At 42.7% G+C, this 26,619-nt stretch carries 23 protein-coding genes; 10 read left to right on the top strand and 13 right to left on the bottom strand.

The window, feature by feature from the left end:
* Positions 1 to 113 precede the first annotated feature (113 nt).
* The 6 genes from adeK to sdsA all read right to left on the bottom strand — a co-directional run bounded on the left by adeK (position 114) and on the right by sdsA (position 9,853).
* The gene (gene adeK, locus ACNS8M_RS10670; RefSeq protein ID WP_168525145.1) at positions 114 to 1,559 is read right to left on the bottom strand and encodes a multidrug efflux RND transporter AdeIJK outer membrane channel subunit AdeK; all 1,446 of its coding nucleotides are present in this window, start codon (positions 1,557 to 1,559) and stop codon (positions 114 to 116) included.
* Positions 1,559 to 4,738: an efflux RND transporter permease subunit gene (locus ACNS8M_RS10665; protein ID WP_168541631.1), complete on the bottom strand. Its 3,180-nt coding sequence runs from the start codon at positions 4,736 to 4,738 to the stop codon at positions 1,559 to 1,561. Before ACNS8M_RS10665 ends, adeK begins: the two co-directional genes overlap by 1 nt.
* A gap of 13 nt (positions 4,739 to 4,751) precedes the next feature.
* On the bottom strand, positions 4,752 to 6,020 hold the full coding sequence (locus tag ACNS8M_RS10660) for an efflux RND transporter periplasmic adaptor subunit (protein ID WP_168460876.1): 1,269 nt from the start codon (positions 6,018 to 6,020) through the stop codon (positions 4,752 to 4,754).
* Positions 6,021 to 6,041: 21 nt separating this feature from the next.
* Positions 6,042 to 6,659, bottom strand: a complete 618-nt coding sequence (locus tag ACNS8M_RS10655; protein ID WP_168460878.1) for a phosphatase PAP2 family protein — start codon at positions 6,657 to 6,659, stop codon at positions 6,042 to 6,044.
* Between the two features lie 149 nt (positions 6,660 to 6,808).
* Complete coding sequence (locus ACNS8M_RS10650) at positions 6,809 to 8,863, bottom strand: site-specific recombinase (protein WP_168418002.1); 2,055 nt, start codon at positions 8,861 to 8,863, stop codon at positions 6,809 to 6,811.
* A gap of 12 nt (positions 8,864 to 8,875) precedes the next feature.
* Positions 8,876 to 9,853, bottom strand: coding sequence for an All-trans-nonaprenyl-diphosphate synthase (gene sdsA / locus ACNS8M_RS10645; protein WP_168541633.1), 978 nt, complete (start codon positions 9,851 to 9,853; stop codon positions 8,876 to 8,878).
* A gap of 452 nt (positions 9,854 to 10,305) precedes the next feature.
* Here sdsA and rplU point away from each other — a divergent pair, with 452 nt between their 5' ends.
* The 8 genes from rplU (at position 10,306) to ACNS8M_RS10605 (ending at position 17,941) form a co-directional block, all read left to right on the top strand.
* Positions 10,306 to 10,617, top strand: a complete 312-nt coding sequence (gene rplU, locus ACNS8M_RS10640; RefSeq protein ID WP_004972275.1) for a 50S ribosomal protein L21 — start codon at positions 10,306 to 10,308, stop codon at positions 10,615 to 10,617.
* Between the two features lie 19 nt (positions 10,618 to 10,636).
* A complete protein-coding gene (gene rpmA, locus ACNS8M_RS10635) occupies positions 10,637 to 10,891 on the top strand; it encodes a 50S ribosomal protein L27 (protein ID WP_004760935.1) in 255 nt (84 codons plus the stop codon).
* A gap of 230 nt (positions 10,892 to 11,121) precedes the next feature.
* On the top strand, positions 11,122 to 11,820 hold the full coding sequence (gene lolA / locus ACNS8M_RS10630; RefSeq protein WP_168418004.1) for an outer membrane lipoprotein chaperone LolA: 699 nt from the start codon (positions 11,122 to 11,124) through the stop codon (positions 11,818 to 11,820).
* Positions 11,821 to 12,388: 568 nt separating this feature from the next.
* Positions 12,389 to 13,180, top strand: coding sequence for an RsiV family protein (locus ACNS8M_RS10625; RefSeq protein ID WP_419224808.1), 792 nt, complete (start codon positions 12,389 to 12,391; stop codon positions 13,178 to 13,180).
* 119 nt (positions 13,181 to 13,299) lie between these two features.
* Positions 13,300 to 14,571 (top strand): serine--tRNA ligase, encoded by a 1,272-nt coding sequence (gene serS / locus ACNS8M_RS10620; protein WP_168460884.1) that lies wholly within the window; start codon positions 13,300 to 13,302, stop codon positions 14,569 to 14,571.
* A gap of 58 nt (positions 14,572 to 14,629) precedes the next feature.
* A complete protein-coding gene (cysG, locus tag ACNS8M_RS10615; RefSeq protein WP_168541637.1) occupies positions 14,630 to 16,006 on the top strand; it encodes a siroheme synthase CysG in 1,377 nt (458 codons plus the stop codon).
* Between the two features lie 39 nt (positions 16,007 to 16,045).
* Positions 16,046 to 16,525 carry a tRNA (cytidine(34)-2'-O)-methyltransferase gene (locus tag ACNS8M_RS10610; RefSeq protein WP_168418008.1) on the top strand — a complete coding sequence of 160 codons (480 nt, stop codon included), beginning with the start codon at positions 16,046 to 16,048 and terminating at the stop codon, positions 16,523 to 16,525.
* A gap of 193 nt (positions 16,526 to 16,718) precedes the next feature.
* Positions 16,719 to 17,941 (top strand): IS3 family transposase gene (locus tag ACNS8M_RS10605; protein WP_168541639.1). Its coding sequence is split into 2 segments (ribosomal slippage): positions 16,719 to 17,055 and positions 17,055 to 17,941, totalling 1,224 coding nucleotides; the frame shifts between segments, so codons are not numbered across the junction.
* Positions 17,942 to 17,999: 58 nt separating this feature from the next.
* Here the strand turns inward: ACNS8M_RS10605 and ACNS8M_RS10600 are convergent.
* The 6 genes from ACNS8M_RS10600 to rpoD all read right to left on the bottom strand — a co-directional run bounded on the left by ACNS8M_RS10600 (position 18,000) and on the right by rpoD (position 24,553).
* Complete coding sequence (locus ACNS8M_RS10600) at positions 18,000 to 19,394, bottom strand: APC family permease (protein WP_168460888.1); 1,395 nt, start codon at positions 19,392 to 19,394, stop codon at positions 18,000 to 18,002.
* 265 nt (positions 19,395 to 19,659) lie between these two features.
* On the bottom strand, positions 19,660 to 20,844 hold the full coding sequence (locus ACNS8M_RS10595) for an iron-containing alcohol dehydrogenase (protein WP_168460890.1): 1,185 nt from the start codon (positions 20,842 to 20,844) through the stop codon (positions 19,660 to 19,662).
* A 1-nt stretch (position 20,845) separates the two neighbouring features.
* Positions 20,846 to 21,379 (bottom strand): hypothetical protein, encoded by a 534-nt coding sequence (locus ACNS8M_RS10590; RefSeq protein WP_168418011.1) that lies wholly within the window; start codon positions 21,377 to 21,379, stop codon positions 20,846 to 20,848.
* Between the two features lie 75 nt (positions 21,380 to 21,454).
* Positions 21,455 to 22,111, bottom strand: a complete 657-nt coding sequence (gene lipB / locus ACNS8M_RS10585) for a lipoyl(octanoyl) transferase LipB (protein ID WP_168418012.1) — start codon at positions 22,109 to 22,111, stop codon at positions 21,455 to 21,457.
* A gap of 150 nt (positions 22,112 to 22,261) precedes the next feature.
* Complete coding sequence (locus tag ACNS8M_RS10580; RefSeq protein ID WP_168418013.1) at positions 22,262 to 22,555, bottom strand: YbeD family protein; 294 nt, start codon at positions 22,553 to 22,555, stop codon at positions 22,262 to 22,264.
* A gap of 111 nt (positions 22,556 to 22,666) precedes the next feature.
* Complete coding sequence (gene rpoD / locus ACNS8M_RS10575) at positions 22,667 to 24,553, bottom strand: RNA polymerase sigma factor RpoD (protein WP_168541643.1); 1,887 nt, start codon at positions 24,551 to 24,553, stop codon at positions 22,667 to 22,669.
* A 373-nt stretch (positions 24,554 to 24,926) separates the two neighbouring features.
* On the opposite strand from rpoD, the gene ACNS8M_RS10570 reads away from it, so the two are divergent.
* Together ACNS8M_RS10570 and ACNS8M_RS10565 are read left to right on the top strand one after the other, a co-directional pair.
* Positions 24,927 to 25,136 carry a PA3496 family putative envelope integrity protein gene (locus tag ACNS8M_RS10570; protein WP_004972246.1) on the top strand — a complete coding sequence of 70 codons (210 nt, stop codon included), beginning with the start codon at positions 24,927 to 24,929 and terminating at the stop codon, positions 25,134 to 25,136.
* 68 nt (positions 25,137 to 25,204) lie between these two features.
* Positions 25,205 to 25,729 carry a YecA family protein gene (locus tag ACNS8M_RS10565; RefSeq protein WP_168418015.1) on the top strand — a complete coding sequence of 175 codons (525 nt, stop codon included), beginning with the start codon at positions 25,205 to 25,207 and terminating at the stop codon, positions 25,727 to 25,729.
* Between the two features lie 146 nt (positions 25,730 to 25,875).
* On the opposite strand, the gene ACNS8M_RS10560 is transcribed toward ACNS8M_RS10565, so the two are convergent.
* Positions 25,876 to 26,418: a hypothetical protein gene (locus ACNS8M_RS10560; RefSeq protein ID WP_168541645.1), complete on the bottom strand. Its 543-nt coding sequence runs from the start codon at positions 26,416 to 26,418 to the stop codon at positions 25,876 to 25,878.
* Between the last annotated feature and the right edge of the window lie 201 nt (positions 26,419 to 26,619).

The raw sequence follows: 26,619 nt of genomic DNA, 5'->3' as shown, positions 1-26,619 counted from the left end.
GAAGATATGGAATGTACCTCAAAAAAGCAATAAAAAAGCCCACCGAAGTGAGCTGATTTAGGTCTTTGTAAATGGTGTGGTTTCACCATCTAATTATGTTTTGCTGTACTAAATTACTGCGCTTTCCGCTCAGCCGATGATGCAGGTTGTAAAGTTGCATCTGAAGTATTGGCTTTTACACCGCCACCTAAAGATTTGTACAACTCGACCTGATTGTTCAGATTGGCTTGCTCAAGTAGCAACAAACCTTGCTCTGCGGCATAAGCGGTACGTTGAGCGTCTAACACGGTTAAGTAGCTGTCAATCCCTGCACGGAAACGTGCATTAGAAAGCTTATAAGTCGTGTTGGTTGCTTCAACCAAGCGTTTTTGAGCAGCTAAACGGTCCCCAATATTTTGACGAACTGCCAAGGCATCATTCACTTCACGGAATGCAGACTGAATTGACTTTTCATAATCTGCCAAAGCAATTTGCTGATCGGTTTCTGAAATTTTGATGTTGGCTTGGCGTGTACCCCAATCGAAAATTGGCAGGTCTAGACTTGGGCCAACTGCCCACACAAAGCTGCCCGATTTAAACAAATCACTTAAATCTGTTGACGCATATCCAGCATTGCCTGTTAGGCTGATGCTTGGAAATAAACGTGCTTTGGCCGCACCAATGTTAGCTCCTGCAGCAGACAGTCGGTACTCGGCAGTACGGATGTCGGGACGGTTGGTCAGCAAGTCACTTGGTAAGCCTGCACCCATTGCATTGTTTTTCGTAATGCGGGTAACACGCTGTGCAGGTAGCAAAGTGTTTGGAACAGGTTCACCCACCAGCAAGTTCAACAAGTTTTGTGCTTGGGCAACTTGGGTTTTGTAGTTAGCAACATCATTACGTGCCGTTTCTACAGAAATTTGCGCCTGACGCACAGGCAGCTCGCTATCAATACCAACATCAAAACGCTTTTTGTTCAGATTGTAAGATTCAAGCTGCGTTTTTAACGTCTGATCTGCCAGTTTTAAATTGGCATTGGCAAAAGAGTAGTTCAGCCATGCTTGTGCAACCTGACCAATCAGGGCAATTTGCGTGGCATCACGTGAGCTTTGAGTTGCCAAGAAGTTATCTAAGGCATTATCTTTTAGGCTGCGTACACGACCCCAAAAATCTAGCTCATAGGCAGTAACACCTAAGCCGACGTTATAACGGGTATGTGTACCTAATCCATTGCCCTGATCTTGACGTAGTACGCCACCGCTAGCACCAATGGTAGGCAATTGGTTGTTTTCTGTAATTTGATAAGCTTGCTGCGCACGCTGGATGTTCAGGGTTGCAGTGCGCAAATCACGGTTATTGTTCAGTGCCATATCCAGCACTTGCAATAAGCGCTGGTCGGCAAAGAAATCTTTATAGCCTTGTTCGGCAACCGATGTACCCGTTGCTGTTGCTGTATAGCTGCTCGGAATACTCGCCTGAGCGACGGGCTCTGGCCCACGCATGCTTTGACAGGCTGTCAAAGCAAGCGCAAGGGCAGAAACCGCAATGCCACGGCCTGTAAGAGACCATAAGTTTTGCATCACGATACATGCTCCTGTTGATTTTGTTGTTTTGGTTTGTATTTAAAGATACTTCTGATCCAAACGTAGAACACTGGAATAAAGAAGATCCCTAACAAGGTTGAGCTAATTACACCGCCCAAGACTCCATAACCGACTGAATGTTGGCTACCTGCACCTGCACCAGATGAAAGAGCAAGTGGCAATACACCAAAACCGAAGGCAAGGGTGGTCATAATAATTGGACGTAAACGCATTTTTGCAGCATGCAAAGTGGCTTCAAATAGGTCTTCACCTTTTTCTTGTAGCTCTTTGGCAAATTCTACAATCAAAATGGCGTTTTTCGCAGACAAACCAATCACAGCAATAATTGCCACTTGGAAGTAAATGTTATTGGATAGGTTCGGGTTCTTGAACAAGATCATGCCCCCAAAGGTGAGCAATAATGCCCCGACAATCCCTAACGGTACGACCAAGAGTACTGAGAATGGAATAGACCAGCTTTCATACAAGGCTGCCAAACACAGGAATACAATCAGTAAAGACAACGCATACAAGAACGGTGCTTGGTCGCCCGATTCACGTTCTTCTAGCGATAGGCCTGTCCATTCATAGTCAAAGCCATTTAAGCCCATAGACGGTAATTTAGCGACAATTTCTTCCATGGCTTGCATTGCTTCACCTGAGCTGACGCCCGGAGCAGGTGCACCCTGAATGTTCTTGGCAGATACGCCGTTATAGCGTTCTAAGCGCGGCGAACCATAAGTCCACTCACCTGTTGCAAAGGCAGAGAACGGTACCATTTCACCACGGTTATTGCGCACATACCACTTGTTTAGGTCTTCAGGCATCATGCGTGAGTCTGATTCAGCTTGAACATAAACTTTTTTCACACGACCACGGTCAATAAAGTCATTGATGTACGAACCACCCCAAGCCATGCCCATCGTGCTGTTGATTTCAGCAATGCTGACACCTGCTGCACCTGCTTGCGCCTGATCAATCAGAATACGGTACTGTGGTGTATCTTCCTGACCATTTGGACGTACGCCTATTAAGCGAGGGTCTTTGGCTGCTTCACCCAAGACAATGTTACGTGCCATGGTGAGTTTTTCGTGACCATTACCTGCAGCATCTTTCAGCTGTAAGTTAAAGCCTGCACTCACACCCAATTCAGGCATTGCTGGCAGCTGTAATGGCATGATGTAGGTCGCATCTTTCACAATCATGTTCAGCGCCATACCACGTTGAATAATGGCACCCACTTGTGATTCTGGACTTGTACGTTCACTCCAGTCTTTTAACTTAATGAATGCCATACCAGCGTTCTGACCAACACCCGAGAACGAGAAGCCAGAAACACTAAACACCGACTGCACATGCTCTTTTTCATTTTCTCTGAAGAAGTTAGTCATGCTGGTCATCGTGGCATCAGTACGTTCCAAAGTCGCATTTGGTGGGAGTTGCACCAGTGTCATCACCACACCCTGATCTTCATCAGGTAAGAACGATGATGGAAGTTTCTGGAACAACAACACAATAATACCCAACACCACTGCATATAAAATTCCTGAGAAAATTTTGCTGTGGGTCATACGGTCTACACCGCCTTGATATTTGACTGAAATCTTGTCAAAGCTGCGGTTAAACCAACGGAAGAAACGGGCAAATACGCCGTTGCTTTCAGGTTTGTTTGGATCATGCTGTTTGAGAATGGTGGCACACAGGGCAGGGGTAAAGGTCAAGGCAACAACCAGTGACAGCACCATGGCAGTCACAAGGGTGATTGAGAATTGACGATAAATAACCCCTGTTGTTCCACCAAAGAATGCCATTGGAATGAACACCGCAGACAGTACTGAGGTAATCCCGACCAGTGCACCTGAAATCTGTTTCATGGACTTTTCAGTCGCAGCCACAGGATCAAGATGTTCTTCCACCATGACACGTTCTACGTTTTCCACTACAACAATCGCATCATCGACCAGAAGACCGATGGCGAGTACCATGGCAAACATGGTGAGGGTGTTGATGGAGAAACCAAACATATTGATCACGGCAAAAGTACCGAGAACCACCACAGGCACAGCCATGGTTGGAATAATGGTGGCGCGCCAGTTCTGTAAGAACAGGAACATCACAATAAATACCAAGATGATTGCTTCAATCAGCGTTTTAACCACACTCTTGATTGAAAGTTCAATAAATGGCGTGGTATCAAACGCCAATTCATCCTTTAAACCCGCAGGGTAGTTTGGACGTAATTGTTTTAAGCGTTCTTCTACAGCAGCAGCGGTATCTAGCGCGTTGGCACCAGTAGACAATTTAATTGCCACACCACCAGCAGGTTTACCGTTGTATTTAGAAATAAACTGATAGTTGTCTGCACCAAGTTCAATACGTGCTACATCACCCAAGCGAACTTGAGCACCTGAAGCGGTATTTTTGAGGAAAATATTGCTAAATTGTTCAGGTGTTTGTAGCAAGCTTTGTGCAGTAACCGTTGCGTTCAACGCCTGACCTTGAACAGATGGTGCACCACCCAATTGACCTACAGCTACCTGAGCGTTTTGGGTACGAATGGCTTGTGCAATATCACTTGGTGTAACTTGCAAGCTTGCCATTTTGGCTGGATCCATCCAAATACGCATGGCGTATGAGCCACCAAATACTTGTACTTCACCCACACCTGCAACACGGCTAAGCGGTTCAGAAATGTTGGAGTTGACATAGTCTTTAATGTCATCTGCAGAAAGGCTTTCATCTGGCGAATAGAAGGCTAAAACCTGTAAGAAGCTTGCACCTGATTTGGTGACTTTCACCCCTTGACGTTGTACGTCATCTGGTAATAAAGCCGTTGCAGATTGTAGCTTGTTCTGTACTTGAACCTGTGCAATATCAGGGTCAATCCCTTGCTCAAAGTTCAAGGTGATTGATGCAGAACCATTCCCCGCACTGTTCGATGAAATGTAGCGCAGACCATCTAAACCATTCATTTGCTGCTCAATAATTTGAGTCACTGTATTTTCAACAGTTTCAGCAGATGCACCCGGATAAGTCGCAGCAATGGTGACCGTTGGCGGTGCAATGGTCGGATATTGGGCAATTGGCATGTTGGTGAGGGTAATAATCCCCGCCAGCATGATCACCAATGAAATCACCCACGCAAAAATGGGGCGATGAATAAAAAAGTGTGCCATTGAAGTCTACCCCTTATGCATTTGAAGTAGCTTTTTGTTCAGTCGCTTGAGCTTCTGATGCTGGTGCTTGTTTTGCATCATCTGATTTTGCTGGTGCAGCAGGTGCACCTTGCGGGGCAGCGCCTTGAGGTTGATACGGTTTAGCCACAACTTGCTGTTCAGGTTTTACTTTGGCAATCCCTTCAACAATGACTTTATCGCCAGTTTGCAAACCTTCAGTCACAATCCAGTTGTTGCCTTGTGAGCCTACAGTAGTCACAGGACGAGGCTCAACCACTCCTTTTGCATTCACGAGCATCACCATCGCCTGACCTGTTGGGGTGCGGCTAAGTGCAGCTTGTGGAATTAAAATCGCATTAGGAATAACACCTTGCACAATTTGTGCGGTGGCGAACATACCTGGCAATAATAAGTGGTTGGCATTTGGGAAAACCGCACGTAAGGTCACAGTACCTGTTTCAGGATTCACACTGGCATCAGAGAATGCTAAACGGCCTTCAATCGGGTAATAGCTACCATCTTCAAGTTTTAATTTAACTTTAGTGTTGTTGCTGCTGTTAAGGCTACCCTGACTGAGTTGCTGACGTAAACGTAACAGTTCAGCACTAGACTGATTGATGTCTACATAAATTGGGTCTAAACGCTGAATGGTAACCAATGGCTCAGCTTGACTGGCAGTGACTAAAGCACCAGCCGTCACAGTAGAACGGTTCGTTTGCCCAGAAATAGGTGCACGTACAGTTGAATAGCCTAAGTTAATTTCAGCATTGCGCACTTCTGCCTGAGTTGCTGCAACGTCCGCTTCGGCAAGTTTTACTTGAGCCACAATATCGTCATATTCTTGTTTGGAAATGGCGTTGCTGCCCACCAATTGACGATAACGACCTTCTTTTACCCGTAGCACATTTAATTGTGCCTGTTGGCGGGTTAAAGCTGCACGTGCGCTGTCTAAAGAAGCACGATTGGTACGTGCGTCAATTTCATAAAGCGCTTGACCTTCACGTACATAACTGCCTTCGGTAAATAAGCGTTTCAAAACGACGCCACTGGTTTGTGGGCGAACTTCTGAAATTTCAAAGGCAGTGGTACGACCAGACAATTCAACAGACTGCTCAACGCTTTGTGGTTGTGCCACAAGCACGCCAACCTCAGTCGGTGGCATTTGCTGGGCTGCACCTGCTTGCTGTGCATCTTTTGGATCTTTGCTACAACCCACAAGCGCTAAACTTGTGGCTAATGCGCAAGCAGTCAGGGCAGGTGCCCAAAGCTTTGCAGACATCATTTTTTCACCTCAATTAGATTTTTATCTAAACTTATGTATTGGTTTGCATTGCAGATATTTCGTGCAAAACAGATACCACAATGTGATCCAAATAAAACTTATGCTCCAACCGGAGAGGACATCTGAAGGATAGTGCACTCCCAGATATACACGGGAAATACCCATCAGCACCATCCACAACGCTGCACATACGGTTAAAATTCTATGCGCTGGATGTTGCAAACTTAGGTAAATGACTAAACAGCCTAAGCTTGCGGCATAAAAGCTATGTGCACTAGGAAACGCTGCACCATAACTTTCTACCAAATGTAATGCTTCAGGCGGGCGTGGGCGGGCAATTACAGATTTGAGCAGCCACGCAATCGCTATACTTCCAAACAGTCCTACACTGATAAAAACAATTTTTGTGTATTTTTTATACCATGCCCAGTAGAAACACCATAGGCTGGATAAAAATAATACAAATGGCATGCCACCCAATACAGAAAGTAGCTGTGCCAATTGATTCAAATGTGCGGTGCGTTGTGTACTTAAAAACTCTACAAGTGCAAAATCGAACTGTTGCAAGCTTGCAATATTGAGTACTAACACACTGATAATAAATAGCAAACTACCGAGATAAAGCAGTTTTTTAGGCATGCTGAAATCTCCGAAAGTTTAACCGATTTGAGCACGGTTGATGAATGGATTAAAGTGTACTAATCAGTACACTTTATTTCAAGTCAATGGAAATGAGAAGGATTTCTTTTTTTCCTGATTTGTGAGCAAGCCAGAAATCCGTACATTTTTTAAGTATTTCGTTCAGAGTTTGATGTGCTGTCATCATCCACTGTAATAGGTTGTTTCGGGGGCCAAAAGAAATCACTTGGACGGGTCAGAAAATGGGTCAGCACCAATTTTGCCAGAGGCTTCCATTGTTCAAAACGTACCCGACGTGCACGTAGTGCCACAATAATTGTTAAAGTAAAACTCACAAATAAGTTGGTTAAACCAATCAGTAGTACCCCTAAAAATGACACAATAATGAGGCCAATTTCAGGTGAGCCATTCACATTCATTAAACCTTGAATAAAGTTGGCAGAGGCAAAGGCAATATGGCGAATATCAATTGGTAAACCGAGAATATATCCGAGCGTGGCAGTACTGCCGAGCATAATCCCGAATAAAAAATTACCAGCCAATGCACCTAAATTACGTTCAATATAATTCGCAAAGCTATTCAGGCGTTCTTGTCCGAGCAGCATTTTTAGGTGGATGTGGGCTTTTAAACGTGGCCCAACTTTACGATACACCGCCATGTTGTCAAAATAACCAGCAATCAGACCTGACAAAAATAAAAATACCCCCGCAATAGCTGCATGCGGAACCGCTAAAGAGGTAAAGGGGTTTAAGTCATGTAAGGTGTCTGATGCTTTGGCATGTGACATTAAAGGTTCATGCAATGCGGCATCCCAACTAAAAGCAATTAAAGCTGCAATTGGAATGGCAATGGACATATTACCCAAAATAGCAATGAACTGTGTGCGAATAATATTAATAATGAGTGCGGCTAATTCGGCAATTTGTGCGGTCTTTGAACCTTTACGATGCTGAACGGTCGATGCCAAGGCCGCAGCAGTCATCGCGGGCTGTTTGGTGGCAACAGTAAAGTGCAACACATGAATAATCATAAAGCCAAATGAATAAATCATGCTGTTTATGATGGCTTGCATCATTGGAGCCAGCACTAAGCGAGAGGCGAGGGTTTTGAGCGTTGCCATAGCGGCAATTAAAACCCCCGCACCTGCTGCGGCTTTGTACATGCCCAAAAAGCCGTCTTTGTCGGTACTTACATAATGCTCGCCTGTTTTACTGGCATTTTCCGTGACTTGTAAGGCAATTAATTCACTGTTTTCTGCCAAGAGCGAACGCACACTGCGCTCGCTATACAGTGCTGCGGTAACATCTACCAATAACTGTCCCATTGAAATATGGCGAACTTTGTCTTGTGCCACAATCAAATTAATTAGCAGTTCAATCCGTTCCAGACATTGTTCCAGCAAGGACAGTAAATAGGTCAGACTAATACTGACTCCAGTGCGTTTGGTGGCACGTCTAATTTTGCTACTGACATTATGACATTGATCAATCATCACCAAAGCTTGAGCGGCATCGGGTGGTTGGATGGCACTCATTTGATCATGTTGCAGATCTGCAGTTTTATATTGCTGAATAAACTCATTGATTTCACGGTTTTGTGCCAAGAAAGGCGAGTCGTATTCACTCAGTTCAGGGTAGGCACTAATAAATTCAGGATATAAACCAATGCCACTGACCCGATATGACAATACGGTCAGGGCTTTAATAATTTCACTGCGAATCAGACGCTTCTGGGTTTGCCCGCCATGCCCACGATTAAGCAGGGTGAATAACTGTTGCCATTCAGCATCATCAATATTGTCTAACCAATATTTGTCGCTGCGCAGAGGAAAGACCCGACGCACTAAATCTTGCAGTTGGCTTTCATCATTAATTAGCGGTAAAAAGTGTGCGCCTAAGCGCTGGAACAGCTGATTCCAAAAGCCATCTAAAGACAGAATGCCAGTGTCAGCATATAAACTGGTTTGTTTGTACTGATTAATTAAACGTAAAACAAAATGTTGCAGGGTCGAGCTTGCGTTTGGAGTGATCAATAAAGCATGCAAGAGTGCCTGAAACTTTTGATGGGTTTCTTCTAAATTTTGGGTGTCTTGAGGACGAATACGATTGACCAGCTCAATCAGGAGATTTTCATCAAGAACAGCTTTGGGCGTGTCCAGCTGTTCTTGCATTTTATTAAATAAATCGTTGAGTTTTATATGCATAAGCAGCTTAAATTATTGAATACGGTGTAAAGCCAACAAGGCTAAATTCTTTAAGGCCTGACGATAGATCGACTCAGGCAGTGCTTCTAAAGCAGCAATAGCCGCTTCGGTTTCTTCTGTAGCACGCTGGCGGCAATAATCGAGAGCGCCTGAAGATTGCACAATGGCAATGACCTGATCTAGGTCAGCTGTGCCGCCTGTGGCAATACTGCGACGAATAATTTGATGTTGTTCGCCTGTTGTATTTTGTAAAGCAGAGATTAAAGGCAAAGTCGGTTTGCCTTCCATTAAATCATCGCCAATATTTTTACCTAATGTTTCAGCATCTGAGGTGTAATCCAAAATATCATCAATGATTTGGAAGGCATTACCAAAGTGTCCTGCAAATAAACGCAAAGGCTCACGGTATTGCGGTGTACCAGTTAAAATTGCAGCACCTTCGGTTGCCAGTTCAAATAAACGTGACGTTTTACCGTGAATAATATCCAAATAAATTTTTTCAGTGGTGTCTGGTTGATGCTGTGCCTGTAGTTGTAAAACTTCACCTTCGGCAATTTCACAGGTACCTGTAGAAAAGTCTTTCAGCAATACCATGTCATTTAAATCGACCAATAAGTCGAACGAGCGGGAAATTAAGAAGTCACCCACTAAAACTGCAGTCTGGTTATTCCATGTTGCATTGGCTGTTGGGCGACCACGACGTAAACCTGACTCATCTACAACATCGTCATGCACCAAAGTTGCGGTATGTAGCATTTCAATAATGGCCGCCAGTTTACGTTGACGTTCCAAATCTTCTGCACCACAGGCTTTGGCTGCAAGCAGACACATAATTGGACGCATGCGTTTGCCGCCTGCTTCGACCACGTGTTTACTAACGGCCATGACCAGGGCAACTTTTGAGGTAATTCCTTCATTAATAAATGTATCCATCGCGGCAAAATCAGAAGCAACAGGGGCGAGAATGTCTTGCTTAAAGTCGATGGTCATGTGAAAGGAAACCTCAATAATATTGAATTACAAACTTAGTGGAATCTATTGTAACTTTGGTTACAGCCAAGAAAATTAACTCAGTCTGCGAAAATAACACGCTGAATGCAATAGCTAGGCAATTGTATAATTGTTAAGTCTAATTGAAAACTAAGTAAATAACTTTATTGGTAAATTTGGCATTTGCTTAAGTTGCGCCTGATTCTAACAAGCGTAACGGCTTGCGCCAATACAATCTGTCTATTTACCCTTAACCAAGGGGTATAAAACATGACAAGTAGAGGTGTTTACTAAATAATCAATGCGCGTATACAATAATTGCCGCAAATGACTTGTTGTTTGTGTGAATATCCCTTAAAATCCTTGCCCTTGAATAACCCCCAGTGGCGTTCGTTTTAAGATCGATATATCCCTTTATCGGCACGACGACACGGGCATGTTTGGAGTACATTATGTACGCAGTAATCCAAAGCGGTGGTAAACAGCACCGTGTTGTTGAGGGTGAAACCCTTAAAGTTGAATTATTGAAAGCTGAAACTGGCGCAACTATTACGTTTGATGACGTATTAATGGTTGTAAACGGTGACAACGTTCAAATCGGTGCTCCAGTTGTTGCTGGCGCTAAAGTAACTGCAGAAGTGGTTGGTCATGGTCGTCACGACAAAATCCGTATTGTTAAAATGCGTCGTCGTAAACACTACCGTAAGCAACAAGGTCACCGTCAATGGTTTACCGAGTTGAAAATTACTGGTATTGCAGGCTAATCACTAGGAGTAAATAGACATGGCAACTAAAAAAGCCGGTGGATCGACTAAGAACGGTCGTGATTCGAATCCTAAGATGTTAGGTGTTAAAGTTTACGGTGGTCAAACTGTAACTGCTGGTAACATCATCGTTCGTCAACGTGGTACAGAATTCCACGCTGGTGCAAACGTAGGTATGGGCCGTGACCATACTTTATTTGCTACTGCTGACGGCGTAGTAAAATTCGAAGTGAAAGGTCAATTTGGCCGTCGCTACGTATCTGTTGAAGCGTAAGCAACAATAGAAAGAAACCCACAAGTGATTGTGGGTTTTTTTACGCCTATAAGATTGCAAAAAACTCAGAAGTAGATGCTTTTTATATCTTCATCATGATGGATAAATTTCTACATATTATATTAATAACAATACAAAACTTCTTATTTTCTATCATATTAGCGCCAGAAATTGGTTTAAGATGGGACATCCAAAACATTGCGACTAAGCAAATATAAAAAGGTGAATCTATGAATATGCTTCGTAAAACCATGTGTGCTGTGGCATTGGGTGCAACGACTTTAGCACCAATCATGAGTACCACAGTGTTTGCTGCGCCAGTGGCAGCATCGGAGCAACAGGCGACAGCAAATTTAGTTAAACAATTAAACGGTATTAAAAGTTTTACGGCCAATTTTGAGCAAACTACCAAAGTCAGCAACAATGGTAAGGCTTTACCAAACCGTGGTCTATCTGCTCAACACATGAACCAGAATTTTAAAGGCGTGATGAAAGTTGAACGTCCGGGTAAATTCTTCTGGGAAACCACCAGTCCAGCCAAACAGACCATTGTGACCACAGGTAAAACGGTATGGATTTATGATCCAGACTTACAGCAAGCGGTACGTCAAAGTTTAGATGATCAAGTAGCGAACACACCCGCATTATTACTTTCGGGTAATACCAACCAAATTATGCAGTCTTATCGTGTAACGCAGCCGAACAAGGCTAAGACTTACTACACTTTATATCCAAAAAGTGATGATGGTGTATTTCAAAGTCTGACCATTAGTTTTGGTGCACGTAATGCACCTACCTTGATGATTTTACAGGACTCGTTGGGGCAAACCACACATGTACGTTTTAACAATGTGAAAGTTAATGCCAAAATTCCTGCATCGACCTTTAATTTTACTCCGCCAAAAGGTACGGATATTATTGATCAATAATCAACACATCGAAGTTAAAAGTGATGATATTTAGGGCGTTTTAAACGCCCTAATTTTTTATGGATCATATGTCCTTGCAGGTTATCCCTTATTTTTAGGTTAGAAAGATTTGGGGCGGTAATACTCGCCTTAAATTATACGCAAAGCAGATTGTGAATAATTTAGTGTCTGGCACAACAATTCAGCGATTTAAAACTCAGCCTACATATTTATCTGTAGATTCATTCTAAGAAATCCACAATTTCTGTGGATAAATCTTGGGATAATTCACATTTTAAAGAAAGAGGTACGCAGATTGGGTCGTTGCTTATGGGTGTCTAGGTTCTGGTTGTTGTGTTTAAGATTCTGATTTATATATAAAAAATAAAGCAAGCTCTGTATCAAACATTGTATTAATTTTAAACTCGGTTATCCCCTATAAATTCCGTTACACAACTGCTCTAGGATTGAACAGCAAGAGTTGCCTATAGTCTTGACGAGCAAATTGGGTTGTGTATCACCATCAAGTTGCTTAATAGATAACGCATCGCAGCATTTTATTTTTAAAGCAGGACAGGGGGGAGGTTTAATGCAACATTTAAAATCACAGGTCTGGGTTAGTGCTGTCGCTTTAAGTTCAGTCTTGTTGTTCACCGCATGTCAGCCAAAAAATGACACAACATCTAAAACAGAAGCAGGCCAAGTGGCGACTTCATCGGTTGCAGATATTCCAGTGGTTCAAGCCAAAGTGGTACCTGTTGAGTTGGCGCAAAAACAAGTCTGCGATGAAGAAGGCTGTACCGCCTACGACATTCAGACGGTCAAAAGTAATGTGGCATGGATAGATAATTATTTTATGCAACGCTTGCAAAAAGCCGACCCAATTGCATTTTCTAAATCGGCTGCTTCAGCCGCTACGCCAGAAGAAGAAACGAATCCGATGGATTTGAATCAGAGTTCATCTTATGTGCGTTATATCGGGCAACATGGCAATTTAGCGACCTTTAGTTTACAAAGTTATTATTATCCTGCACGTGCAGCACACGGCATGCATCATCAAGAATTTGTGACCTTTGATTTAAAACAACAAAAGCGTTTGGCACTCCAAGATATTTTATTGCCCAATGCTGAAGCCAAAGTAGTAGAGGAATTGTTCAATCATAATTTTAATTGGTTAGATGAACATGATATTTCCCGTGAAAAATTTAAACTGAGTGATAACTTTTACTACGGTGCCAATGGCATTGTGTTTGTCTATCCATTGTATGAGCTTGCCTCTTATGCAGAAGGTATGCCTGAATTGGTGCTGCCGTATTACGCAACAGCACAATTGATCAAGCCTGAATATTTACCAAGTTTGCCTCAGTACCCTAACCAGTAAAAGTGAAAAATAAGCGCTGAGATTGCTGTAATAAGGTGCAGCTGTGAATCGGGTTACTGTATTTTTTAACCCGAAGCGCTTACACTATAGCCAGTTTTTTTCTTATTCCAAGATTGGCTATGATTGACCCGAAATTACTCAGAAATAATATTGAGGCTGTAAATTTAGCCTTAGCAAAACGTGGTGTGCAATTAGATGTAGCAGAGTGGGCAGCACTTGAAGCACGTCGTAAAGAATTGCAATCTAAAACCGAAGCATTACAGGCAGAACGTAATTCGGGTGCAAAACAAGTCGGTCAAATTAAAAAAGCAGGTGGCGATGCCTCTGAAGTTATGGCACGCATGTCTGCAATTGGTGATGAAATCAAAGCTGCTGAAGTGGCTTTGGCAGAATTGCAAGATGAATTAGAAGCCAAATTACTGTCTATTCCTAATATGCCAGATGAGTCTGTACCTGAAGGTAAAGACGAAGCTGATAATGTAGAAGTATTGAAATGGGGCACACCACGCCAGTTTGATTTTGAAATCAAAGATCATACCGATTTAGGCGAAATGATGGGTGGTTTGGAGTTTGAAACTGCAACCAAACTGACAGGCTCACGTTTTAGCGTACTCAAAGGGCCTTTGGCGCGTTTACAGCGTGCGATTACCCAGTTTATGCTAGATACGCATACAGATAAAAATGGTTATACCGAAGCTTATGTGCCGTATTTGGTCAATGCAGATTCATTGCGTGGTACAGGACAACTGCCTAAGTTTGAAGAAGATTTATTCAAGCTTCAAGGCGAAAAAGAATATTATCTGATTCCAACCGCAGAAGTGCCAGTGACTAACTTTGTGCGTGATGAAATCATTGATCCTGAGCGTTTACCGCTAAAATATGCCGCACACACGCCTTGTTTCCGTAGTGAAGCAGGTTCTTATGGTCGCGATACCCGTGGTTTAATCCGTCAACACCAGTTCGATAAAGTTGAAATGGTGCAAATTGTTAAACCTGAAACATCAATGCAGGCTTTAGAAGAGTTGACTGGGCATGCAGAAGGTATTTTGCAGGCACTTGGTTTGCCGTACCGTAAAATTATTTTATGCGGTGGCGATATGGGCTTTGGGGCGACCAAAACTTACGATTTAGAAGTTTGGGTGCCAAGTCAAAATACCTATCGTGAAATATCTTCATGTTCAAACATGGGGGATTTCCAAGCACGCCGTATGAAAGCGCGTTACCGTGCCGATCAAAAGAAAACTGAATTTGTGCATACGCTAAATGGTTCAGGTTTGGCAGTTGGTCGTACCTTATTGGCGGTAATGGAAAACTATCAACGTGCCGATGGTTCAATCGAAATTCCAGAAGTGTTACGTCCATATATGGGCGGTGCAGCGTTTATTAATTAAGTTGTGCACAGCTCGGCTTAAAATTGCTTACAGTCAGATTTAAATATTGAGGTTTAGTGTGGATATTTTTCCAATCTCGTTAAAGTTGCAGCAGCAACCTTGTCTGATTGTGGGCGGTGGGCATATTGCCTACCGTAAAGCGGTATTGTTGGCTAAAGCAGGTGCACAAATTGATGTTGTTGCACCTGAAATTGATGCAAATCTCCTGCAACTGGTTCAGCAGAGTCAAGGGCAGTATTATCCGGCTGAATTTAGCACTGAGGTTGAATTGCGAGCATACCGTTTGGTAATTGCCGCAACAGATAGTCATGCCGTCAATCAGCAGGTTTTTGAAGCCTGTGAAGCCGAAAAAGTATTGGTGAATAGTGTGGATGATCCGCCACATTGTCGCTTTATGGTGCCTGCCATTATTGACCGTTCACCTTTGATCATTTCAGTGGCCAGCAATGGCACATCTCCTGTGTTGTCGCGTCAAATTCGTACCCAACTGGAAAGTACAATTCCGCATGGTATGGGCAAACTGGCTGAATTTTCAGGTCAGTGGCGTGCCGCAGTAAAACAGAAAATTGTCAATCCAGATGAGCGCCGTATTTTTTGGGAGGAACTCTATGCGAGTCCCCTGAAAGAACAGGTGTTCAATGACAATCTTGAGGCTGCTAATCAAAGCATCCAACAAGCTTTGGCTGAATGGGACACGCCAAAAGGTGAAGTCTATTTAGTGGGTGCAGGCCCTGGTGATCCTGAATTATTGACTTTAAAAGCACTGCGTTTAATGCAGCAAGCCGATGTGGTGATTTATGACCGTTTGGTGGCTGCTCCCATTTTGGAGTTGTGCCGCCGTGATGCCGAAAAAGTTTATGTCGGCAAAGCACGTTCCAATCATGCCGTGCCGCAGGAAGGCATTAATGCCTTATTGGTCAAATACGCACAAGCGGGTAAACGTGTCTGTCGTTTAAAAGGCGGTGATCCCTTTATTTTTGGGCGTGGTGGCGAAGAAATTCAGGAGCTGTATGAAGCAGGTGTCTCCTTTCAAGTGGTGCCAGGCATCACAGCAGCTTCAGGCTGTTCGGCTTATGCGGGGATTCCGCTGACTCACCGTGACTATGCACAAAGTGTGCGTTTCCTGACAGGACACTTAAAGGAAGGTTCACCTGAGTTGCCGTGGTCAGAATTGGTGTATGAGCATCAAACGTTGGTGCTGTATATGGGCTTGGTGGGTTTGGAAACCATTTGTGAAAAACTGATTGCACACGGACAGCGTGCCGACATGCCAGTGGCGCTTATATCTAAAGGTACTACCCCTGAGCAGAAAGTCGTGGTAGGTACCTTGGCAGATATTGCCAGTAAAGTGGCGCAGCATCAGATTCAAGCACCAACCTTGACCATTATTGGTGAAGTGGTGAGTTTGCGTGAACAATTAAAGTGGCAAGGGTAAATTGATCCTTGTTTCAGCGTTTAAGAGAAGAGAAATCAAGTGATCCATGTCGTTTTGTATGAGCCAGAAATTCCAGCAAACACAGGCAATATTATTCGTTTGTGCGCCAATACCGGTGCACAACTGCATTTGATCAAGCCTTTGGGTTTTGAGTTGGATGATAAAAAATTGCGCCGTGCTGGTTTGGATTATCATGAATGGGCACGTATGCAAATTTGGGACAATCTTGAGCAATGTTTGGCTGATTTAGACAGCAAAGGTGTGGGCTTGGATGCGATTTATCCACTAACGACTAAAGGCACAGAAACACCACATACGTCAAATTTAAACCGACCTGTGGCTTTGCTGATGGGGCCTGAAACACGTGGTTTGCCTGAAGCAGTACGCATGCTATTTCCACAGCAGCACTGGATACGTTTACCAATGGCAGAAAACTCACGCAGTCTAAATTTGTCTAATGCCACGGCAGTTATTTTGTATGAAGCATGGCGTCAGCAGGGGTTTAAGGCGCTGGTTTAATCTGTATTTGGATTATAAAGTTGCCGTAATGAATAAAAGCTGAGGTAAATCGCGCTCAGCTTTTTTGTTCCTGCTATTTTTTGATTTATTAGTGAAATTATTTTAGGCATAAAAAAGGCGCATAAAGCGCCTTTTTTTATTTGAGCTGATTGTCCCGTCCTGAAATAAGTTTACACCTTAAGAGACTTATTTTATGGAACATGCACGAGAACAACGAGTTAAGCGCACACAACGTGATTATAGCTTCGCCTTTAAAATGATGGTGGTACATGAAGTAGAAAAAGGGCAAATTACTTATAAACAAGCTCAGGTAAAATATGGTATTCAAGGACGATCAACTGTGCTGGTATGGTTACGCAAGCACGGACAACAGGACTGGACTTCGAATATGCCGACTTCTTCTAAACGCCAATTGACACCCCAACAACGAATCCGCCAATTAGAAAAGCAGTTAGCCGCAGAAAAGCTTAAAACTGAATTTATTCAGGATGTGATTTATCACATTGATAAAGAATGTGGGACTGATCTTGGAAAAAAGTATACCGAGCACGTTTCAAAGATTGGCAAAGCCAAAGAAGACTAAGCGTTTCACGTTATTGTCAGTGGTTAGGAATCACTCGACAAGCTTATTATCAAGCAGAAAAACGTGCTCAAATGACTGCACAAGCAACTGAACAAATACTTGAGTTGGTTATGGAATATCGCTGTCTCATGCCAAGTATCGGAACACGTAAGCTGTATTGGCTTATTAAAGGCAAATTGTTGCAACGTGGTTTAAAGTGTGGACGGGATCAGTTATTTAAAATATTGAAAGAAAATAACTTATTGATTCGCCCTAAGCGTCGCTATACAAAAACTACGGATAGCAAGCATTGGATGAAGAAGCATCCAAATTTATTAAAGGATTATTCAGCAGTGCAAGCCAATGAAGTCTTTGTTAGTGATATTACCTATGTTGAGAGTGCTGAAGGTGTGCATTATTTATCCTTGGTGACAGATGCTTATACCCGACAGATTAAAGGTTATAAGTTATCGAATGATATGCGTGCGGAGAATGTTGTGCAGGCTCTACATATGGCGATGCAGCAAGCGACAGATCGAGCGACTAGGATGATTCATCATTCAGATAGAGGTGCTCAATATTGCTCTGAGCTATATCAATCGGCATTGCGCCATTATGGGATATGTCCTTCCATGACAGATGGCAAGGACTGTTATCAGAATGCATTAGCAGAGCGAATTAATGGAATATTAAAGCAGGAGTTTTTAACCACGCGATGTCAAACCATGAAGGAGTTAGATCACTTAATTGCGGAATCTATCATGATTTATAATTGCTATAGACCACATTTAAGTTTAAATATGAACACCCCGAATCAGACGTATGAGCAAACTAAAACCGAGCTAATTGCTTAACTCGGTTTGAAGTGGAATACTGTCAATCTATTTCAGGACAAGACATGAAGTACAGAGATTATCTGTCATCAAACTCGTTATGTTGTGGCGCAGGGTGTTTAAAGCCTTTGGTCTTATAACCAAGATATAAAACCCCAAACATTGCCCACCACAAGCCATACTTCAATGAAGTTTCATCAACTTCGAGCCATAACGCAAAGACTGCGATAAAACCACATAAAGGAATGACAATGAAATTGATAATATCCTTAGGTGTTTTGTTGCGACCATCGCGTAGCGCATAGCGTGAAATTACAGATAAGTTCACGAAGCTGAATGCGGTGAGTGCACCAAAGCTGATCAATGAAATCACAAAATCTAGATCCATAAAACCAGCAGTTAAGGCTACAGCACCCACAATTAGAATGTTGTATGAAGGCGTGTAGTTACGTGGGCTGATATGACCAAAGAGTTTTTTGTTGATCACACCATCACGACCCATTACATACATTAAGCGTGATACACCTGCATGCGCTGAAATACCTGATGCCATGACCGTTACAATTGCAAAGGTCAGTACATAAGATTGGAACAACGAGCCACCCACCAACAGTAAAATTTCTGGCTGAGTTTCTGCGATATTTTTAAAGTAGCTACCTGGTTCATTCGGGAAATAAATCTGCATGAAATAGGTGCTAACAATGAAAATTACGCCTGCAATTAGTGCAGTTAAGAAAATCGCTTTTGGTAAGGTTTTCTCTGTATCTTTGGTTTCTTCTGCAAGTGAGCTGAGTGAGTCAAAACCTGTAAATGAGAAGCAGAGTAGGGTTGCACCTGTAATTAATGCGCCTACCGAGGTCAGTTCATTCCAGAAAGGCTCTAAGCTCCATAACTGATAGCGTTGTTCGGCAGTGATTGGACCATCGGCATTGAAACCTGCCTGAAGTTTGGTGTACATCATCCATGTAAATACGCCAATGACCACCAACTGCACCAAAACAATCATACTGTTAAAGTTGGCGACAAAACGCGCACCACGCAGGTTGATACCTGTCATAAATGCCGTGAGTACCACCACCCAAATCCAGTGATTCACATCAGGGAATAAGGCTTCCAAATAAATCACCGCCAAAATAATGTTGACCATTGGCGAGAGCAGGTAATCCAGCCAAGATGACCAACCCACCATAAAGCCGACGTTGGGGTGTATGGATTTTTGTGCATAGGTATAGGCCGACCCTGAAGATGGGTAACGACGAATCATGTGACCATAACTCAAAGACGTGAGCAAAATGGCAACCAGTGCAAAAATATAAGATGTGGGTACGTGAAAATGACTTTCTTCCGATACTAAACCGAAAGTGTCAAATAACGTCATCGGTTGAATATAGGCTAAACCAATAATAATGATGTGCCAGAGCCCTAGCGTTTTTTGCAGTTTAGCTGCCGATTGAGTCCCAGAGATATTTGTCAACGGCGTTATCCTCTTAATCGTTGATCAAGGATCAGTCATGTTTGTTCAGGATTGTTTGAGACGAACAATCCCCCCTACATAAAAAGTAAAAACGCGCCAATCTACTCCATAATGACGCGCTTTGTCAGTATCTTTGTTTTCTTTTTTAGCAGAAAATATGCCACATTGATGAAAAAAATCAGACACAGCAGTCTACCAAAGAAAAGCCCGATGTTTAAAAAACATCAGGCTGGTTTTTTGGCTATGTTCGCCTATTTTTTAGTAATTACCAAGCCTTTTTTAAGATGGCTTTGAGTTCTTCTAAATTGGCTTCTTTCGGGTTGTAAATAATCGAACCATCGTTCAGGGCTTTTTCAGCCACTTCATCTAATTGTGCTTCGCTTACTTTGCCTGTTTCCTGCAAGGTACGTGGCAATTTAGTGAGGGCGTATAAGCGGTCACGAATAGCAACAATTGTTGAAATGGTTTTGTCAGCACGTAAATGCGCTGGGGTTTGTGCATATACATCTGCACCTGCCAATGGCAAGAGTAGATCTGCAATTTTATCGGCATTTACTTCTTTGTTGTATTCCAGTACATACGGCAAGAATAAATTCATGCACAGACCATGTGGTAAATGCGCAACTGCACCCAAGGCATGACCTAAAGAATGTACTAAGCCCACCATAGAATTTGAGAAAGCAATGCCCGCCATGGTAGATGCCTGTGCCAATTCTAGACGACCTTGTTCATCGCTTGGGTTATCTAACACATTAAACAGGTTGTTGCTGATTTTCTTAATTGCTGCAGTGGCATAGGCATCAGAAATTGGATTGGCTGCCATGCAACTATAGGCTTCAACTGCATGCGTCATCGCATCCATAGCGGTCATAGCTGTTAAATGTGGTGGCAACGTTTGCGTCATACGTGGGTCTAAAATGGCAGCATGTGGCATTAAGTAATACGATGCAAATGGCATTTTAACGTTCTTTTCAGTGTCTGAAACTACTGCGACCATGGTCACTTCTGAGCCTGTGCCTGAAGTGGTTGGAATCACAAAAAAAGGTTTGAGTGGACGCGGTAAGTTATGTGCACCTGAATATTGCAATAAGTCATCGCCACCTTCACTCACTAAAATATTAGTCGCTTTGGAGGTGTCGATTACCGAACCACCACCCACCGCAATAATGGCATCACAGTTGTTTTCACGGTATAGCTGAGCAGCACGACGCACAGTCATAACACTTGAGTCTTGCGGAACATCATCAAAAATACAGCCGATCACCGCATCGGTAGATTCAAATGCAGCTTCAATCGGTGCAAGTAGATTGTTGGAACGCACGCCTTTGTCGGTAATGATCATTGGGCGTTGAGAACCTAGTGTCGCCAATTCAAACGGGATGTGTTCAAGTGCGGCATGACCCGCAATGACTTTGACTGGGCAAAAAAATTCGTAATAAGGCTTCGCCATGTTATGCACTCCGTTTGAAATAAGATTGGGCAACTTTTAGATAAATATTGGCTGCACCTGATAGTTTTTCTTTTAAGCTAAGTTCGCTTGGATATTGTTTTACTGCCAATTCTGCCAGTAATTTAGGCAAGATCAGTGCTTCCATTTTATTCAGGCAACGCACTAAACGAATGGCATAAGACACATCACCATCGGCAATCATGCGGTCATGTGCAAAGGCTTGTGCTGTGCTTTCCTGAAAGGAAAAAACCAAATAGGCATGGTTTAAATGTTTGAAGGTAATGGTTAAATCTGGTTTTTGGGCTGTATTTTGCAGCAATTCCAGTTGGTGGTCTTCAGTGACTTTGGCAATAAAGGCTGGACCATTTGGAAAAACTTTCATAGACAAGACAAAGTTGCTTGGGAATTTGGCAACTTCTTGTTTAATTTCTTCATCGACCTGACTTGCCATGACTAAACCTCTGCCAATGATATCCATCATGAGTTTGACATAGGCCAGTTGCAAAGCGGGTTTCACAGATTTAGTTGAAATCACGCGCTGAATCCCTGTGTTATAAATCATTATTTAGAGTAAATACTCTATTTTATTTCTTATTGAAAAGAAAGCCATTTATACGTGAATGACTTGAACGTCATTAAAGTAACCGCTGTTTTGTAAAGTTTCAATGATATCTGCACATAAGTTTTCAAAATGTGGATAGTTCTCGACTAAATCCATCACACGCACCATTTCCAAACCTGCATAGCCGCAGGGGTTGATGTTTTGAAAGCCTGTTAAATCACAATCAATATTGAGGGCTAAACCGTGATAGCTACGACCTTTACGAATTTTAAAACCCAGTGAGCCAATTTTACGTTCATTGACATATACGCCTGGTGCATCGGCTTTGGCATAGGCATCAATGCCGTATTTTTTAAGCAGCTCAATCATCAAGTTTTCAGCATAAGATACCAAAGTACGGACATTCCAACCTAAACGGTTGAGGTCAAACATGAAGTAGGCGACCAATTGGCCTGGGCCATGCCATGTGACTTGGCCTCCTCGGTCAGTTTGTACTACAGGAATATCCGTAGCCATTAAAATATGTTCAGCTTTGCCTGCTTGCCCCTGAGTGAGTACATTCGGATGCTGCAAAATCCAGAGTTGGTCAGGACTGTCTGCATCACGTTGCTCCGTCCAGTGTTTCATTTCCTGAAAGCGTGCTTCGTAGTCTGTCAGGTCATGGTATTGACGAATAATCAGGTTTGGCCGTTGTGCAGTGTCCACAGTGATGCAGTCCTATCCGTAAAAGCAAGAAATTGATTTTATTATACGAAAATGTGGCGGGTGTAGGGGATTTGTGGAATGAATAAGATTTTGTGAGTTCAGAAACAAAAACACGCTCGAAAGCGTGTTTTTAAAGATGAATCTGCAAAATTACAAGGCAGTTTTAATTAGTGGGCAAGCGGCTAAATCTGCATAAATTGCATGCACTTGTTCCAATTCTTCAAAACGCAATTGTGCGGTAATTGAATGATACTTACCTGTGCGTGATGGGGTAATGCGCAGGCTTTGTGTATCAAATTCAGGAAAATGTTTCACTAAAATTTCAACCACGGCAATACGCAGTTCATCACCCGCGTCTCCAATGAGTTTAATTGGGTAATCCATTGGAAATACCCAAAGATGCTCTTGTAGTTCACGAGATGGGGTACGGTTGAATAACGTCATAAGCGTGATCTCTATCTCTATAGCAAACGCCTGCATTGAAGCAGGCGTGTTGGTCTTGTATAAATAAATGAGGCTGAATTTTAAATTTTCAACCAATCATCTAAGTAACAATTAGTCATTTTCCAAGAAAGAACGTAAGTGTTCAGAACGCGAAGGATGACGCAGTTTGCGAAGTGCCTTAGCTTCAATCTGACGAATACGCTCACGGGTCACGTCAAACTGTTTACCTACTTCTTCCAATGTATGGTCGGTTGGCATATCAATACCAAAACGCATTTTCAGAACTTTGGCTTCACGTTCAGTCAAGTTTTCAAGCACTTCACGGGTCGCTTCTTTTAAGCCTTCAGAGGTTGCCGCATCGACTGGTGAAGTGATGTTGCTGTCCTCAATGAAGTCACCCAAATGTGAATCTTCATCATCACCAATTGGCGTTTCCATAGAAATCGGCTCTTTGGCAATTTTCAGAACTTTACGAACTTTGACTTCGTCCATTTCCAAGCGTTCGCCCAATTCTTCTGGAGTTGGCTCACGGCCCATTTCCTGAAGCAATTGACGCGATACACGGTTGATTTTGTTAATGGTTTCAATCATGTGTACTGGAATACGAATGGTACGTGCTTGGTCGGCAATTGAACGGGTAATCGCCTGACGAATCCACCAAGTTGCATAAGTCGAGAACTTATAACCACGACGGTATTCAAACTTGTCTACCGCTTTCATCAAGCCGATGTTACCTTCCTGAATTAAGTCAAGGAATTGCAAACCACGGTTGGTGTATTTTTTCGCAATCGAAATGACCAGACGTAAGTTGGCTTCAACCATTTCTTTCTTCGCACGGCGGGCTTTGGCTTCACCAACGGCCATACGTTTAGAAATGTCTTTAATGCCTTTTACATCTAGACCTAGCTCTTTTTCAATATCGGCAATCTTTTGTTGGAAAGCCAAAATATCTGGACGTACTTTTTCCAAATAGCCTTTTTGATCTGCAGCAGCTTTGGCAATCTGTTCATCTAACCAAGCAAAATTAGACTCTTGACCTGGGAATGAAGTACGGAACTGGGTACGATCCATACGACCACGACGCACCGCATAGCGCATCACTTCACGTTCAGCCGTACGGATTTGTTCATGTGTGCCACGAATCATTTCAGAAATGATATCAAACAAACGCGGTGTAAATTTGAACATCATAAACACGGTAGCCAATGCTTCTAAAGCTTCTTGAGCTTCAGCACTTTCACGGCCATGTTTTTCAATCGCTGCAATTTTTGCAAGATAGGCTTGTTCTAATTCACCAAAACGCATTTTGGCAATTTCTGGGTCTGGGCCTGAATCTGCTTCAGATTCTTCTTCAGTTTCAGCTTCTTCTTCCTCATCGTCATCATCAAGTTTGACGTCTTTGGTTGGTTTGTCGCTGGTGTCTTTTTCTTTGTCTAAATCGGCTTCGTCTTCTAAAACTTCTGGAATTTCTTCATCGGTTTCAGGGTCTAAATAACCCGATAAAATATCGGCAAGGCGGCGTTCACCCGCTTCATAATCTTTATATTCTTGCAGTACCACTTGCACTGCGTTTGGCCAGTAGGCAATCGAGTGAAGTACATCGCGAATCCCTTCTTCAATACGTTTCGCAATGCTAATTTCACCTTCACGCGTTAACAGCTCAACCGTACCCATTTCACGCATATACATACGCACAGGGTCTGTGGTGCGACCAGGCTCATTTTCTACAGAGGCAAGTACCGCTGCAGCTTCTTCTTCAGCAACTTCGTCGGCAGCTTCTGCATTGTCTTCGAACATTGCATCATCAGATTCAGGCGCACGTTCATGCACAGGAATACCGACGTCTTGAAGCATTTGAATAATGTCTTCAATCTGTTCGCTTTCCGTGATTGAGTCCGGGAGATGATCGTTAACCTCAGCGTAAGTTAGGTAACCTTGCTCTTTGCCTCGGCTAATCAGAGCCGCTACTTGCGAAGTAGGGGAATTCATATCGCTCATCTTTGCTTACTCTTCGTTGAATCTGTGGCAGTGAAAAACCGTGCATGATAGCACAATTCGCTTTAAATAGGGTTGGAATTGATCAATCAAGCATGATTTTAAAATGATGTTTGAATGAAGAATTGAATAGGAATATGGGGCTTCATTACTGTTTTTCAAGTCAATTTCCTTTTTGCCCGCAAAATATTTTTATGATTGGGGCCAATCCTGAATAATGATACTAACTTGCTAATATATACACAAATTTTAAAGTATGTTGCAATGTGCGTATGTTGCAGTTTTTTGAAAAAAATAAATAAAACTTGACAATATTTATAAAGGCAGATAAATAGCGGCTAGACCCTTCACATTTTTTCATTCTGAGGTAGTTTTAGTGTCTTCTACAGATTTTGAACTAGATGATAACTACGGTGATGATGATGTTAATTTCGATGAGGCATCAAACAAAATAAGCGCGAAAGAATCTTTAGAAAAGCGCCGTTTGATTGATGATTTACTCGCACAACGTCGTTTGGAACGTGAGCTCAAAGATTTTGATTATGATTTTGACGATGACGACGATTTTGACGACGAAGACGACTAAAATCAGGTTCTGCATCACCCGCTGAAAATGCTATGCTACATCCCTAAATTGACACCTATGGATTTGAAATGACTGCTTTAGATTTAGACCTGTTAAGTGAATATCTAGATGGTGACCAAAACGAATATGGTCTAGACTTCGCTGCAACACATGGTTTCTTGTGTGCCATTGCAGTTGGACCTCAATTTGACCCATGGTTAAATGAATTATTTGAAGGCAATCAAAACAAAGTGCCTGCCGAAATTATCGCGCAAATTAAGGCATGGTTAGAAAGTATTCGCCAAAGTTTAGCCAATGAAGAAGGCATTGAATTTCCATTTGAAATTGAAGAAGCAGAAGTTGATTCAAGCTTAGGTGACTGGAGTGTTGGTTTTGTAGATGCCATGTTCCTGAATGAAGAAGCGTGGTTCACACCTGAATTTGAAGAACAACTGGTCGATTTAACTTTGCCAATGATGGTATTTAGTGGCATTGATGAAGAAGACCCACAAATGGAATCTTTCCGTCGCAATGGTCAGTTAATGGACGAGATTGCAGAAGAAATTCCTGAAAATCTGAATGAATTGTATTTGATGTATCACACACCTGAATAAACTGTCGAATCTATTGGTTAGATTCATGTTTTTGCATATTTGAAAGCATGAATACCTAAAAAAGCACTGCTAAATGCAGTGCTTTTTTGTGGCTAGGATGAATACATCAATGATGTATTGTTTCAACCTTAGCAGAACTATGCCAATTAGCGTGTAGCATGATCCCAAGCATCTTTTACCGCAAATTTTGCTTGTTCCCAAGTTAAGCGAGAACTGCCTTTAATTTGTTCCCATTTGCTTTTTAAATCGGGTTCGACATCTTCAAAGCGGGTATGTGCATCATAATGCGGGCGGTTTTCATAACCAACACGGTAAGCATTTTGGTAGTCACGGTCATATTCTAAATCGGGGTAATGACTGCGTGTTTCTGCATAATAGACAGTATTGAGACTATTGGCACGCCAGTACGCTTCTTCTTCGGTAGGATTGACTACTTCTGCAGCGCCCTTACCAGCTAATCCACCAACAACAGCACCTACAGCACCACCAACCACTGCACCTACAGGGCCGCCTAATGCGCCAACGGTTGCACCTGTTGCAGCACCACCAACTGCACCTAGACCTGTACCAACAGGGTGGGCACCCGGCTCACCTGTAATCGGGTCGGCATTTAAACGATCACGTTCTTCTTTGGGTAAATTTTTAACCACATCACGGTCAATCTGTTCATTGCGTTCAAAATCCGACATGCGAATCACCTTTTATCGTTGTATGAGTTATTGCTGTGTTCATATTCATAATCGCTATGAATGAACTAAGCTTAGGCGATGAAAATGTAGCCTTATACTCCATTCACAAGGTGTTTTAGTTACAGCGCATGTCTGAAGTAAGTTTATATATGATGCTGCGCGTGGCTGTAGTTTTTAGGTGTGCGCTGTTGTTTTTGGGTG

The organism is Acinetobacter sp. A2, assembly GCF_048537555.1.
Lineage (GTDB): Bacteria > Pseudomonadota > Gammaproteobacteria > Pseudomonadales > Moraxellaceae > Acinetobacter.
Note: the sequence above shows the minus strand (reverse complement) of the source record. Positions and strands in the feature narration are given on the sequence as shown.

Coding starts and splice junctions, on each gene's coding strand:
- serS (WP_168460884.1), top strand. CDS start 13,300: ATGATTGACCCGAAATTACTCAGAAATAATATTGAGGCTGTAAATTTA.
- sdsA (WP_168541633.1), bottom strand. CDS start 9,853: ATGACCATCGACTTTAAGCAAGACATTCTCGCCCCTGTTGCTTCTGAT.
- ACNS8M_RS10650 (WP_168418002.1), bottom strand. CDS start 8,863: ATGCATATAAAACTCAACGATTTATTTAATAAAATGCAAGAACAGCTG.
- adeK (WP_168525145.1), bottom strand. CDS start 1,559: ATGCAAAACTTATGGTCTCTTACAGGCCGTGGCATTGCGGTTTCTGCC.
- rpmA (WP_004760935.1), top strand. CDS start 10,637: ATGGCAACTAAAAAAGCCGGTGGATCGACTAAGAACGGTCGTGATTCG.
- ACNS8M_RS10595 (WP_168460890.1), bottom strand. CDS start 20,844: ATGGCGAAGCCTTATTACGAATTTTTTTGCCCAGTCAAAGTCATTGCG.
- ACNS8M_RS10625 (WP_419224808.1), top strand. CDS start 12,389: ATGCAACATTTAAAATCACAGGTCTGGGTTAGTGCTGTCGCTTTAAGT.
- ACNS8M_RS10655 (WP_168460878.1), bottom strand. CDS start 6,659: ATGCCTAAAAAACTGCTTTATCTCGGTAGTTTGCTATTTATTATCAGT.
- ACNS8M_RS10660 (WP_168460876.1), bottom strand. CDS start 6,020: ATGATGTCTGCAAAGCTTTGGGCACCTGCCCTGACTGCTTGCGCATTA.
- rplU (WP_004972275.1), top strand. CDS start 10,306: ATGTACGCAGTAATCCAAAGCGGTGGTAAACAGCACCGTGTTGTTGAG.
- ACNS8M_RS10565 (WP_168418015.1), top strand. CDS start 25,205: ATGACTGCTTTAGATTTAGACCTGTTAAGTGAATATCTAGATGGTGAC.
- rpoD (WP_168541643.1), bottom strand. CDS start 24,553: ATGAGCGATATGAATTCCCCTACTTCGCAAGTAGCGGCTCTGATTAGC.
- ACNS8M_RS10665 (WP_168541631.1), bottom strand. CDS start 4,738: ATGGCACACTTTTTTATTCATCGCCCCATTTTTGCGTGGGTGATTTCA.
- ACNS8M_RS10580 (WP_168418013.1), bottom strand. CDS start 22,555: ATGACGTTATTCAACCGTACCCCATCTCGTGAACTACAAGAGCATCTT.
- lolA (WP_168418004.1), top strand. CDS start 11,122: ATGAATATGCTTCGTAAAACCATGTGTGCTGTGGCATTGGGTGCAACG.
- ACNS8M_RS10560 (WP_168541645.1), bottom strand. CDS start 26,418: ATGTCGGATTTTGAACGCAATGAACAGATTGACCGTGATGTGGTTAAA.